The sequence below is a fragment of the Pantoea sp. YU22 genome (assembly GCF_003970755.1).
Classification (GTDB): Bacteria; Pseudomonadota; Gammaproteobacteria; order Enterobacterales; family Enterobacteriaceae; genus Pantoea; species Pantoea piersonii.
Genome location: NZ_RYDU01000018.1, coordinates 16,226 through 29,229, shown reverse-complemented (window position 1 = coordinate 29,229; position 13,004 = coordinate 16,226). Strand labels below are relative to the sequence as shown.

The 13,004-nt window shown below is 58.6% G+C and carries 11 protein-coding genes; 7 read left to right on the top strand and 4 right to left on the bottom strand.

From position 1 onward, the window contains the following. Window positions 1–3 precede the first annotated feature (3 nt). On the top strand, window positions 4–804 hold the full coding sequence (gene yigL / locus EKL29_RS19350; protein WP_120457907.1) for a sugar/pyridoxal phosphate phosphatase YigL: 801 nt from the start codon (window positions 4–6) through the stop codon (window positions 802–804). A gap of 35 nt (window positions 805–839) precedes the next feature. On the opposite strand, the gene glpT is transcribed toward yigL, so the two are convergent. Next, window positions 840–2,183, bottom strand: a complete 1,344-nt coding sequence (gene glpT / locus EKL29_RS19345) for a glycerol-3-phosphate transporter (protein WP_126690471.1) — start codon at window positions 2,181–2,183, stop codon at window positions 840–842. Between the two features lie 326 nt (window positions 2,184–2,509). Between glpT and EKL29_RS19340 the strand changes: the two genes are divergently transcribed. Continuing rightward, window positions 2,510–3,364 carry a carboxylate/amino acid/amine transporter gene (locus EKL29_RS19340; RefSeq protein ID WP_120457902.1) on the top strand — a complete coding sequence of 285 codons (855 nt, stop codon included), beginning with the start codon at window positions 2,510–2,512 and terminating at the stop codon, window positions 3,362–3,364. A 55-nt stretch (window positions 3,365–3,419) separates the two neighbouring features. Here the strand turns inward: EKL29_RS19340 and EKL29_RS19335 are convergent, their stop codons facing one another. Together EKL29_RS19335 and metR are read right to left on the bottom strand one after the other, a co-directional pair. Continuing rightward, window positions 3,420–3,902, bottom strand: coding sequence for a DUF1456 family protein (locus tag EKL29_RS19335; protein ID WP_120457899.1), 483 nt, complete (start codon window positions 3,900–3,902; stop codon window positions 3,420–3,422). Between the two features lie 56 nt (window positions 3,903–3,958). Further along, entirely contained in the window at window positions 3,959–4,885 is a 927-nt protein-coding gene (gene metR, locus EKL29_RS19330) for an HTH-type transcriptional regulator MetR (protein WP_126690470.1), read from the bottom strand. Window positions 4,886–5,029: 144 nt separating this feature from the next. On the opposite strand from metR, the gene metE reads away from it, so the two are divergent. After that, entirely contained in the window at window positions 5,030–7,300 is a 2,271-nt protein-coding gene (gene metE / locus EKL29_RS19325; RefSeq protein ID WP_126690469.1) for a 5-methyltetrahydropteroyltriglutamate--homocysteine S-methyltransferase, read from the top strand. A gap of 57 nt (window positions 7,301–7,357) precedes the next feature. Here metE and EKL29_RS19320 read toward each other — a convergent pair whose 3' ends face one another. Then, the gene (locus EKL29_RS19320) at window positions 7,358–8,185 is read right to left on the bottom strand and encodes a dienelactone hydrolase family protein (RefSeq protein ID WP_120457892.1); all 828 of its coding nucleotides are present in this window, start codon (window positions 8,183–8,185) and stop codon (window positions 7,358–7,360) included. Window positions 8,186–8,487: 302 nt separating this feature from the next. On the opposite strand from EKL29_RS19320, the gene udp reads away from it, so the two are divergent. The 4 genes from udp (at window position 8,488) to ubiE (ending at window position 12,996) form a co-directional block, all read left to right on the top strand. Next, entirely contained in the window at window positions 8,488–9,243 is a 756-nt protein-coding gene (udp, locus tag EKL29_RS19315) for a uridine phosphorylase (RefSeq protein WP_081137960.1), read from the top strand. A gap of 66 nt (window positions 9,244–9,309) precedes the next feature. After that, window positions 9,310–10,578 (top strand): lipopolysaccharide assembly protein LapB, encoded by a 1,269-nt coding sequence (locus EKL29_RS19310; protein WP_120457890.1) that lies wholly within the window; start codon window positions 9,310–9,312, stop codon window positions 10,576–10,578. 84 nt (window positions 10,579–10,662) lie between these two features. Beyond that, window positions 10,663–12,162 carry a DNA recombination protein RmuC gene (rmuC, locus tag EKL29_RS19305; protein WP_126690468.1) on the top strand — a complete coding sequence of 500 codons (1,500 nt, stop codon included), beginning with the start codon at window positions 10,663–10,665 and terminating at the stop codon, window positions 12,160–12,162. Between the two features lie 75 nt (window positions 12,163–12,237). Then, window positions 12,238–12,996 carry a bifunctional demethylmenaquinone methyltransferase/2-methoxy-6-polyprenyl-1,4-benzoquinol methylase UbiE gene (gene ubiE / locus EKL29_RS19300; RefSeq protein ID WP_120457886.1) on the top strand — a complete coding sequence of 253 codons (759 nt, stop codon included), beginning with the start codon at window positions 12,238–12,240 and terminating at the stop codon, window positions 12,994–12,996. Window positions 12,997–13,004: the final 8 nt, after the last annotated feature.

The window sequence follows — 13,004 nt, the reverse complement described above, 5'->3', positions numbered from 1 at the left end:
TTCATGTTTCAAATCGTCGCATCCGATCTGGATGGCACGCTGCTCTCTCCTGAACATCGCCTGACGCCTTACGCGCACGATACTCTGCAACAGCTGGTGGCGCGCGATATCCACTTTGTTTTCGCTACCGGACGCCATTACATCGACGTGGGGCAGATGCGCGATAAGCTGGGCATTCCCGCTTATATGATTACCTCTAACGGCGCGCGCGTGCACAATGCCGAGGGCGAGCTGGTGTTCAGCCACAACCTTGACGAAGATATCGCGCTGGAGCTTTACGAGCTGCACTACGCCAGTCCCGCTATCCTGACGCACGTCTACCGCGACGATGAGTGGTTTATGAGCCGCGCGCATCCGGCGGAACAGGACTATTTTCGCGAGTCCGTATTCACTTATCAGGTTTATGAGCCAGGCATGTTGCCCGGCGATAATATCAGCAAGGTCTTTTTCACCAGCGACGATCCCGACGCGCTCATTCCGCTTGAGCTGGCGCTGCAGGCGCGCTGGGGCGATCGCGTCAACGTCAGCTTTTCGCTGCCTACCTGCCTGGAGGTGATGGCGGGCGGCGTGTCGAAAGGGCATGCGCTGGAAGCGGTGGCGAAACAGCTTGGGCACTCGCTAAAAGGGTGTATCGCCTTCGGCGACGGCATGAATGATGTAGAGATGCTGAGCATGGCGGGCAAAGGCTGCATTATGCGCAACGCCCATCAGCGGCTGAAAGATACGTTGCCTGAACTGGAAGTGATTGGCAGCAATGCAGAAGACGCCGTGCCGCATACGCTGCGCACGCTGTTTTTATCCTGACGGCCAAAGGGCCGGCGCGATGCCGGCCCCTTTAGTTATGACGCCAGTTGCTGCTTGTGTTTGCGTTCATTAATCATGGTTAACAGCAGCAGGATCACCGCCAGTACGCAGCCCACCACCATCACCAGAAAGCCGCCGTTCCAGCCGAAAAAGTCGACGGTATAGCCCACAATGGCGCTGGCCGCGACCGATCCGCCGAGATAGCCGAACAGGCCGGTAAAGCCTGCTGCGGTGCCCGCCGCTTTTTTCGGTGCCAGCTCCAGCGCATGCAGACCGATCAGCATCACCGGGCCGTAAATCAAAAAGCCGATCACGATCATACAGGCCATATCCACGCCGGGATTGCCCGCCGGATTAAACCAGTAGACTACCGTGGCGATGGTTACCAGCGTCATAAAGAAGACGCCGGTCGCGCCGCGGTTCCCCTTGAACACTTTATCCGACATCCAGCCGCACAGCAGCGTGCCGGGGATCCCGGCGTACTCGTAAAAGAAGTAGGCCCAGGAAGACTTATCCAGCGTGAAGTGCTTCACCTCTTTCAGATAGGTTGGCGACCAGTCGAGAATGCCGTAGCGCAGCAGATAGATAAAGACGTTGGCCAGCGCGATATACCACAGCAGCTTATTGGGCAGCACATACTGGGTGAAAATCTGCTTCGCCGTCAGCTCCTCTTCATGCGTGGCGCTGTAGTCCAGCGGGTAGTCATTTTTGTACGCCTCAATGGGCGGCAACCCGCAGGACTGCGGTGTGTCGCGCATCAGCGCAAAGGCGATCAGCGCCACGGCGATGGCGGCGAAAGCGGGCATATAGAGCGCCGCTTTCCAGTCGCTGAACCAGGCCATGCCGAGCAGGAACAGCAGCGGCGGAAGGCCGCCGCCGACGTTATGGGCGCAGTTCCACACCGAGACGATGCCGCCGCGCTCTTTCTGCGACCACCAGTGCACCATAGTGCGTCCGCAGGGGGGCCAGCCCATGCCCTGGAACCAGCCGCAAATAAACAGCAGGGCGAACATCACCATAATGCTGGAGGTCGCCCAGGGCACGAAGCCCATTATCAGCATTACCGCAGCAGCGAGGATCAGTCCGGCAGGCAAGAAGACACGCGGATTAGAGCGATCCGAGACCGAACCCATAATGAATTTCGAAAAGCCATACGCAATAGAGATGCCGGAAAGCGCAAAGCCGAGATCGCCGCGCGAAAAGCCTTGCTCTACCAGATAGGGCATCGCCAGCGCGAAGTTTTTGCGTACCAGATAGTAGGCGGCGTAGCCAAAGAAGATCCCGAAGAAGATCTGCCAGCGCAGGCGGCGATATAAAGGATCAACCTGATCGTCCGCTACCTGCGGTCGATGAGGCGCGGGTTTAAAGATACTCAGCATAGCTGCCCTCCCAGGCGGTATTGTCGTTATGGGAAATGGAAATGAGCGGATATGCCCAGAGGTTGCGCCGCCATGTTCCTTTTCGCGTTTATTATGGCGTTTTTCGCGCATGCTGGCTGTGACAGTTGACACATTTGTTACACTTTTATGACAATCACGTCGAGTTAAATTCACACAGAGGTGTTAAACGCGCATGGCTGATAAAACGATCGGGTGCAATGCACGCTAAACGTCTTGTTTGTGAACAGTTGTCAACCAAAAAGCGCCGCGTGCGCAGAGGACATTGATTACACTAGCCGCCTCTCTCTTTTTTCAGGATTGACGCTGTGCTGTTACTGATCGTTACCACCATTCTTTGGGCTTTTTCGTTTAGCCTGATCGGAGAATATCTGGCGGGGCAGGTAGATACCTGGTTCTCCGTTCTGATGCGCCTGGCGCTGGCGGCGCTGGTGTTTTTACCCTTTCTGCGCTGGCGCGGCTACCGTCCGTCCACGCTGCTGCTCTATATGCTGGTGGGCATGCTTCAGCTTGGCATCATGTATCTGATCAGCTTCGAGGCTTACCTTTACCTCAGCGTATCGGAGTTCCTGCTGTTTACCGTCATGACGCCGCTCTATGTCACCCTGATTTATGATCTGATCAGCAAGCGGCCGCTGCGTATTGGCTACGCCTTCAGCGCGCTGCTGGCGGTCGCGGGCGCGGCGATTATTCGCTATGACAAGGTCAGCGATCATTTCTGGTTGGGTCTGCTGCTGGTGCAGCTGGCGAATATCTGCTTTGCCGTAGGTATGGTGGGTTACAAGCGTCTCCAGGAAACCCGGCCAATGCCGCAGCACACCGCCTTTTCCTGGTTTTATCTCGGCGCGGTGCTGATCGCGATTATCGCCTGGTGTCTCTGGGGCAACGCCGCGAAGCTGCCGACCACCTCGCTACAGTGGGGCATTCTGGTCTGGCTGGGCGTGGCGGCGTCAGGGCTGGGCTACTTTATGTGGAACTACGGCGCCACGCAGGTGGATGCGGGCACGCTGGGCATTATGAACAATATGCACGTTCCGGCGGGACTGCTGGTCAATCTGGCTATCTGGCAGCAGAAGCCGCACTGGCCCAGTTTTATCGCCGGGGCGCTGGTGATTTTCGCCTCGCTGTATGTGCATAAGCGCTGGGTAGTACGCAATAACTAGCGCCGACAGTCAGGGCAGGGGCCAGACAGGCTTCACGCCCTGACTGAGGTTGGGATTATTTTGATTTCGCCGCCTGCGTCGGGCGCAGCGTCAGCGTCAGGCCCTTTAAAAAATTCCGCATAATCTGGTCGCCACATTCGCGATAGTTTTTATGATCCGGCTTGCGGAAAATCGCGCCTATTTCCGCCTGGGAAACCGAGAAGTTGGCTTTAGCCAGCACCGCCGGAATATCGCTGGTCTTCAGATCGAAAGCGATACGCAGTTTTTTCATAAAAATATTGTTGTTCATCCGACGCTCGATGGAGGGCGCGGGCGCATCTTCGCTTTTGCCGCGGCGGAAGAAAATCAGGCCGTTAAGAAAGTAGCCCATCAGCACGTCCGGCAGCGCTTTATAGGCGGCGTCATCCTCTTTTTTCAGCCAGGCCTGCACGTCGCTCAGCGCGACCTCGCAGTCGGTCAGTGCGAAAATCTCCACCACTTTGGCATCGCTTAAATCCAGCATAAAGCGCACGCTGCGCAAAATATCGTTATTGGTCATGGTGAGATTTTCTCATGGTCGTTTAACAGGCTGCGCATTATAGGGGAAATTGCGGCTCAGCGTTGCAAAATCGCGCCGGGATGCGCGGCATCGCGCACGAACGGCAGATGTTCGCAAGCGTGCTGGCGTGCAAAGCGGATAAAGGCTTCCAGTACCGGCTGACGCTGCTCGCCGTCGCGAACGGCGGCATAGAGGCGGCTCCACAAACCTTCGCCCAGCGTTTTCGTGACGATTAAGCCTTGCTTTTCAAAGCTCTCTACGACCCAGTGCGGCAGCGCGGCGATACCCATGCGTGCCGATACCATCTGAATCAGCAGCAGCGTGTTGTCGACGCTTTTCAGCGCCGGGCTGACGCCCGCCGGCTGAAGAAAATGCCGCCAGATATCCAGCCGCTGGCGCTGTACCGGATAGATCAGCAACACCTCTTGCGCCAGATCCTCCGCCGTAATGTGTTCAATCTGCGCCAGCGGATGATCCGGCGCCAGCACCAGCCGCACCTCGAAATCGAACATCGGCGTGTAGTGCAGGCCGCTGCGCGGCAGGATATCCGAGGTCAGCACCACGTCCAGTTCGCCCTGCTGCAGCGCAGGCTGCGGATCGAAGGTGACGCCCGATTTGAAATCCATCACCACCTGCGGCCAGCTCTGGCGGAAATTATCCAGCGCGGGCGTCAGCCACTGTATGCAGCTGTGGCACTCAATCGCGATGCGCAGCGTCGCCTGGTGCGGCTCGTGACACGCCTGCAGCGCCTGCTGGATCTGCGGCAGCACCTGCTCCGCCAGCTGTAGCAGGATCTCGCCCTGCGGCGTGAAGCGCAGCGGCTGACTTTTACGCACGAACAGGCGGAATCCCAGCCGCTGTTCGAGATCGCTGAACTGATGAGACAACGCGGATTGCGTCTGATGAAGCTGCGCGGCGGCGGCGGCCAGCGAGCCAGTATTACGCAGAGCCTGAAGCGTCCGCAGGTGCTTGAGTTCGATCATGAGAGTCCTTCACATCGAGATTGAACAATTTGCGCTTGAGGAACATACACTACCCGCAGAATATAGCGGTGTAAACATCTGGACGGCTAAACATCCTTTGGCTTCCAGGCGAAGCCTAAGAGAGAGATTACTGGAGAAGAGCAAATGACTATTCTGAACCACACCCTTGGCTTTCCCCGCGTCGGTCTGCGTCGTGAACTGAAAAAAGCGCAGGAGAGCTACTGGGCGGGCAATGTCACTCAGCAAGCGCTGCTGGCCGTGGGCCGTGAGCTGCGCGCCCGTCACTGGCAGCAGCAGAAGGAGGCGGGCGTTGATTTGGTGCCGGTCGGCGATTTCGCCTGGTATGATCATGTGCTGACCACCAGCCTGATGCTGGGCAACGTACCGGCACGCCATCAGAATAGAGACGGCTCCGTCGATCTCGATACGCTGTTCCGCATTGGACGCGGCCGTGCACCGACCGGTGAACCGGCAGCGGCCGGTGAGATGACCAAATGGTTTAACACCAACTATCACTACATCGTGCCGGAGTTCACTAAAGGTCAGCAGTTCAAACTGACCTGGACGCAGCTGCTGGACGAAGTGGACGAAGCGCTGGCGCTGGGCCATAAGGTGAAACCCGTGCTGCTCGGCCCGGTGACCTGGCTCTGGTTAGGCAAAGTCAAAGGCGAGCCGTTTGATCGTCTGTCGCTGCTGAATGCCGTTCTGCCGGTTTATCAGCAGGTACTGGCCGAGCTGAAAAAACGCGATATTGAGTGGGTGCAGATTGATGAGCCTGCGCTGGCGCTGGAACTGCCGCAGGCGTGGCGCGACGCGTTCAAACCCGCTTATAGCGCGCTGCAGGGCAACGTGAAGCTGCTGCTGACCACCTATTTCGACAGTATCGGCCAGAATCTTGACGTGATCCGCGACCTGCCGGTGCAGGGGCTGCATGTGGATCTGGTGCATGGTCACGACGATATCGACCTGCTCAATCAGCAGCTGCCCGCGGAGTGGCTGCTGTCGCTCGGCGTCATCAACGGCCGTAACGTATGGCGTGCCGATCTGAGCCGCTGGTTCGAGCGTCTGCAGCCGCTGGTCGGCAAGCGCAACCAGTTGTGGATCGGCTCCTCTTGTTCGCTGCTGCACAGTCCGATCGATCTGAGTGTTGAAACGCGCCTTGATGACGAAGTGAAAAGCTGGTTCGCCTTCGCGCTGCAAAAATGCGGCGAGCTGAAGTTGCTGAGCGATGCGCTTAATAACAACGACGCGGCCTCGCTGGAGGCCTGGAGCGCGCCGATCCGCAACCGCGCTCACTCCAGCCGCGTACACAATGCTGCGGTCGGCAAGCGTCTGGCGGCGATCTCGGCGCAGGATACCGAGCGTCAAAGTCCCTATACCGAACGCGCCAGCAAGCAGCGCAACCGTTTTAATCTGCCCGCCTGGCCGACCACTACCATCGGCTCCTTCCCGCAGACTCCTGAAATTCGCGGTCTGCGTCTCGACTTCAAGAAAGGCAACATCGACGGCGGCAACTACCGCACCGGCATCGCGGAACATATCAGGCAGGCGATCCTCGAGCAGGAGCGTCTGGGTCTCGACGTGCTGGTTCACGGCGAAGCTGAGCGTAACGATATGGTGGAATACTTCGGCGAAAACCTCGACGGCTTTGTGTTCACGCAAAACGGCTGGGTACAGAGCTACGGCTCGCGCTGCGTCAAGCCGCCGGTCATTATCGGCGACGTTAGCCGTCCGCAGCCGATTACCGTGGAGTGGGCGAAGTACGCGCAGTCGCTTACCGACAAGCCGGTAAAAGGGATGCTGACTGGCCCGGTGACTATTCTCTGCTGGTCTTTCCCGCGTGAAGACGTATCGCGCGAAACCATTGCGAAGCAAATCGCGCTGGCGCTGCGCGACGAGGTGGCGGATCTCGAAGCGGCGGGCATCGGCATTATCCAGATTGACGAACCGGCGCTGCGCGAGGGGCTGCCGCTGCACCAGTCCGACTGGGCGGCCTACCTGAAGTGGGCGGTAGACGCCTTCCGTCTTAACGCTGCCGTGGCGAAAGATGACACGCAGATCCACACCCATATGTGCTACTGCGAGTTCAATGACATCATGGACGCTATCGCGGCGCTGGATGCGGACGTTATTACCATCGAAACCTCACGTTCCGATATGGATTTGCTGGAGTCCTTTAAAGCCTTTGAGTATCCGAACGAAATCGGCCCCGGCGTTTACGATATTCATTCGCCCAACGTGCCGAGCGTTGAGTGGATGGAAAACCTGCTGCGTAAAGCGGCGCAGAGCATTCCGCGAGAGCGTCTGTGGGTTAACCCGGACTGTGGGCTGAAAACGCGCGGCTGGACGGAAACCCGTCAGGCGCTGGCGAACATGGTGGAAGCGGCGAAGAAACTGCGCGGCGAAACCGCCTGATTTTGCTGTGTGTTGTTGATATTGGGGCGCTATGCGCCCCCTTTTTGTATGGCGAAATCAGACAACGCCGAACTGCTTAAACCATGTCAGCATACGCGCCCAGCCATCCTGCGCCGACTCGGCGTGATAACTCGGACGGTAGTCGGCGTTGAACGCATGGCCCGCGTCGGGATAAACGACGATCTCCGCTTTAGCGTTAGCGGCATGCAGCGCCTGGCGCATCTGCTCTACGCTCTCCAGCGGAATGCCCTCATCCTGGCCGCCGTAGAGGCCCAGCACCGGCGCGCCTAAATCTACCGCGATATCGATCGGATGCTTCTGCTGCTTCATGGTTTTTTCGCCGATCAGACGGCCATACCAGGCGACGGCGGCGCGCAGCTGCGGATTGTGCGCGGCGTAAAGCCAGCTGATGCGGCCGCCCCAGCAGAAGCCGGTAATGCCCATGCGGCGAATATCGCCGCCGTTGCGCGCCGCCCAGTTAGCGGCATGGTCGAGATCGGAGAGTACCTGTGTATCCGGCACTTTGCTTACCAGCTCACTGAACAGCGTCGGGATATCGTGATAATCATTCGGATCGCCTTCGCGGAAGTAAAGCTCCGGCGCGACGGCCAGATAGCCTTCCAGCGCCAGGCGGCGACAGATATCGCGAATATGCTCGTGCACGCCAAAGATCTCCTGCACCACCAGCACCACTGGCAGCGGTCCGCTGGCCTCTTTGGGTCTGGCGTACCAGGCGGGCATATTTTCGCCCTGGCTCGGCACCGAGGTTTCGCCAGCCTGAATATCCGGGCTGTCGGTGTGAATAGTGGTTGAGGCGGTCGGCTGTACTGCGGGTGCAAAACCGCCCGTCGATGATTTTTGTGCCATATTGTCTTCGGTTTTCATTTTTCTCTCCGTGCTGGCAGTAGCGCAATCACGTAACTATAGCCTGGCCAGATGACGTCTGAGCCAGAGGTGGGGAACAGAGCAGGAAGCGAGTAAAAACACTCTTCTCTTTAACATTGCTGCCAACCCTGGCGCATACAGCTTGTAGCAATGGCGCTCTGAATGGATGAGTTATGTGACAAAGGTCTCGTTTGTGGACTGATAAAATGTAACATTCATTTTTGATGGTGATTGTTATCACACAAATTTGCGCTGCGCTCACGTAGAGTGGCGCGCTTCACTTCCCTGTTCAGGAGTTTGCTATGTCTGACGTTTTCCATCTTGGCCTGACCAAAGCCGATCTGCAGGGCGCGACCCTTGCTATCGTTCCCGGCGATCCGGAGCGCGTAAAAAAAATTGCCGGACTGATGGCGGATGCCCAGCCGCTGGCATCGCACCGGGAATTCACCTCCTGGCTGGCGAAGCTGGACGGCAAACCCGTCGTCGTCTGCTCGACCGGCATCGGCGGGCCTTCGACCTCTATCGCAGTGGAAGAACTGGCGCAGCTTGGCGTACGCACCTTCCTGCGCGTCGGCACCACCGGCGCGATCCAGCCGCACATTAACGTCGGCGACGTGCTGGTCACCACCGGCGCGGTGCGTCTCGACGGTGCCAGCCAGCACTTCGCGCCGCTGGAGTTTCCGGCGGTAGCCGATTTCGCCTGTACCACCGCGCTAGTCGCGGCGGCGGAGGCGAGCGGCGCCACGACCCATATCGGCGTTACCGCATCGTCCGATACTTTCTATCCGGGCCAGGAGCGTTACGACACCTTCTCTGGCCGCGTAGTCAGCCGCTTTCAGGGCTCAATGAAAGAGTGGCAGCAGATGGGCGTGCTCAACTATGAGATGGAGTCCGCTACGCTGCTGACGATGTGCGCCAGCCAGGGACTGCGCGCGGGCATGGTGGCGGGCGTTATCGTCAACCGTACCCAGAAAGAGATCCCGGATGCAGCCACCATGAAGCAGACCGAGAGCGATGCGGTAAAAATAGTGGTCGAAGCGGCGCGCCGTTTGTTATAACGCTTTTCAGGCAGCGCGCCCGCGCGCGCTGCCTCTGCTCTTTACAGCAAAAGCGAGGACCGCCCGATGCGCCAGACTCCGCCCCGACAAAAACCGGCCTTAACCGCTTCCCCCGCCGTCATGCAGGCGCGTCTTGAACATGCCGCCGCGCGCTTCCGCCAGCATATGGCGCAGCAGGATTACGCCGCCGCCGCCCGGTGCTGTGAAGAGGTGCTGCGCGCGATGCCCAGTCAGATGCAGGTGCTGAGCGACTATGCGCTCTGCCTGCTGCGGCTTGGTCAGTACAACAAGTCTTACAAGATCTATCAGAAGATATATCAGGCGCCGCCCGCGGTGCGCGCAACCGCATCGGAAACCTGGCTGGATGGTCTGGCGGAGCTGTGCGGCTGGATGGGTAAAAAAGATGAGCTGGCGAAATATGGTCTGGAATCGCTCAACGGCGCGGACGCGCGTTTCCGCCAGGGCCAGCGTTTCGCCTTTCCGGCGGCGCGGCCTGAACCTGTCGATCTCACCCGGCCCGAGCAGAACGTAATCGCCTTCAGCCTTTATGGCAGCCACCCGCGCTATTGCGAAACCCTGATTAAAAACGTTGAGGTCGCGCAGGCGCTTTATCCCGGCTGGACCTGTCGCATCTATCTGGATGAGAGCGTGCCGCAGCATGTGTGGCAGCGTCTCAAGCAGCCGCACGTCACGCTGATCGATATGTCGCAGGAAAAAGCGATTTACCCGACGCTGTGGCGTTTTCTGGTAATGGACGACCCCAGCGTCAGACGCTTCATTATCCGTGACGCCGACTCGCTGCTGTCGGAGCGTGAAGCAGCGGCGGTAAACGCCTGGCTCGCTTCGCCATACTGGTTCCACCATATGCGCGACTATTTTTCTCATACCGAGCTGCTGCTGGCGGGCATGTGGGGCGGCTGCAACGGCGTCTTCAGCAATATGGCGCAGGCGATGCGCGACTTTATCGCCCGCTATAGCGGCAGCGCGCGCTTTACCGATCAATATTTCCTGAAGGTGGCGCTGTGGCCGACGGTGCGGGAGAGCCTGCTCAGCCACGACGAGATTTTTCATTTTCATCAGGCGCAGCCCTGGCCGCCGCATGCGCCGGTGCGCTGGCGAATGGACAACTTCCACGTCGGCAGCAACGCCGGTTTCGCCAGCATGGCAGGCAAGGCGACGGTGAAAGAGGGCGAGATGCAGCCTGTAGAACTGACTTACGGCGGCAGCGCCTTTGTTTATCCGGCGCGGGTAACCGGCGATGAATGGATAATGCCGATGCCGTTCTTTTTAACTGACGCCTGGAAAGCAGGCGACCTGCAGGTAAAAGCGCTGTAAATCCTTTTCCGGACTGAAAATAGTCTGGACATTCATACAGTGCGACTCTACTTTCTTCCCAGCAACGCGCGTCGCGAGGGAATTATGGATCAGCAGATTATTATCAGCGCCTGTCTGGCGCTCGCCGGACTGGGTATCGGCTGGATGCTGGCGCAGCTGCGCGCCAGCCATCAGGCGGCCAGCTTCGCCACCGAGCGCCGCCTGCAGCAGGAGGCGCAGCAGCGTCAACAGCAGCAGCTTGAACAGCTCCAGCAGCAGCTTCAGCAGCGCGAACAAGAGCTGCGCCAGCTGCACGGCTCGCTGAGCGGTGCGCAGGAGCGTCTGCAACAGCTCGATTACTGGCGCGGCGAATGCGAACAGCTTAACCGCGAACTGCGCAACCAGCTGGAGGTCAACAGCGCGCAGGAAGCTGAACTGCGCGAAGTGACCATCCGCCTTGAAGAGACGCGCTTCGCCGCCGAGGAGAAGCAGCGTTTGCTCACCAACAGCGAACAGCGCCTCAGCGCGCAGTTTGAAAATCTCGCCAACCGCATCTTCGAAAACAGCGGCCGCCGCGTCGACGAACAGAACCGCCAGAGCCTGAACAGCCTGATCGGCCCGCTGCGTGAACAGCTGGACGGCTTTCGTCGTCAGGTGCACGACAGCTTTGGTCAGGAAGCGCGCGAGCGTCACACGCTGGCGCATGAGATCCGTCAGCTGCAGCAGCTGAACGCGCAGATGGCGCAGGAGGCGATCAACCTGACCAGGGCGCTGAAGGGCGACAACAAAATTCAGGGCAACTGGGGCGAGGTGGTGCTGAGCCGCGTGCTGGAGGCTTCAGGCCTGCGCGAAGGTCATGAATATCAGACGCAGGTGAGTTTACAGTCGGAACAGCAGGGGAGAATGCAACCGGATGTGATCGTGCGTTTGCCGCAGGGCAAAGATGTGGTGGTCGACGCCAAGATGACGCTGGTGGCCTATGAGCGCTACTTCAACGCGGAAGATGAGGCGACGCGCGAACAGGCATTGCAGGAGCACGTCGCCGCAGTACGCAGCCATATTCGCCTGCTGAGTCGTAAAGATTATCAACAACTTGCCGGTTTACGCTCCCTCGATTATGTGTTGATGTTTATCCCGGTGGAGCCGGCGTTTTTGCTGGCGATCGACCGTCAGCCGGAGCTGATCAGCGAGGCGCTGCAGCAGAACATTATGCTGGTCAGCCCGACTACGCTGCTGGTAGCGCTGCGTACTATTAATAATCTCTGGCGCTACGAGCATCAGAGCCGCAACGCTCAGCGTATCGCCGAACGCGCGGCGCGCCTGTACGACAAAATGCGGCTATTCGTCGATGATATGACCGGCATCGGCCATAATCTGGACAAGGCGCATAACAGCTACCGCGAGGCGATGAAAAAGCTGGCGGAAGGGCGCGGCAACCTGATCGCGCAGAGCGAGGCGTTTAAATCCCTGGGCGTTGAAGTTAAACGGTCAATTAATCCGCAGTTAGTCGAGCAGGCTATGCCGGAAAAGGCATGGGACGACGAGGAGACGCCCGACGACGACGTCGCAACAATGGAAGCGCGCGTAAGGCGGCTCCATGAATAAGCGGGTCGTCGCGTGCCTGACTACCCTGACTCTGATACACTTCGGGAAGTATTGTTTGTGGAACAGGTAAAACCGATGGCAGATGAATCACAGCAGGAAACTACCCATTTTGGCTTTCAGACGGTCGCCAAAAGCGAAAAGGCTGACAAAGTCGCGGACGTGTTTCACTCCGTAGCGGCGAAATATGACCTGATGAACGATCTGATGTCGTTTGGCATCCATCGCATCTGGAAGCGTTTTACCATCGACAGCAGCGGCGTGCGCCGCGGACAGCGCGTGCTGGATCTGGCGGGCGGCACCGGCGATTTGACGGCAAAGTTTTCCCGTCTGGTCGGCGATAACGGCCAGGTCGTGCTGGCGGATATCAACAGCTCGATGCTGAAAATGGGCCGCGACAAGCTGCGCAATCTCGGCGTAGTCGGCAACGTCAGCTATGTGCAGGCCAACGCCGAAGCGCTGCCCTTCCCGGATAACTATTTCGACTGCATCACCATCTCTTTCGGGCTGCGTAACGTGACCGACAAAGAGAAGGCGCTGGCGTCGATGTTCCGCGTGCTCAAGCCAGGCGGACGTCTGCTGGTGCTGGAGTTCTCCAAACCGGTGCTCGATCCGCTCAGCAAGGCGTACGACGCTTACTCATTCCATATTCTGCCGCGCGTCGGTCAGCTGGTGGCGCAGGACGCTGAAAGCTACCGCTATCTGGCGGAGTCGATCCGTATGCATCCCGATCAGGAAACCCTGAAGGCGATGATGAACGACGCCGGATTCGAGAACACTACTTATTACAACATGACCGGCGGCATCGTCGCGTTGCATCGTGGATTTAAGTTTTAACCGGATAT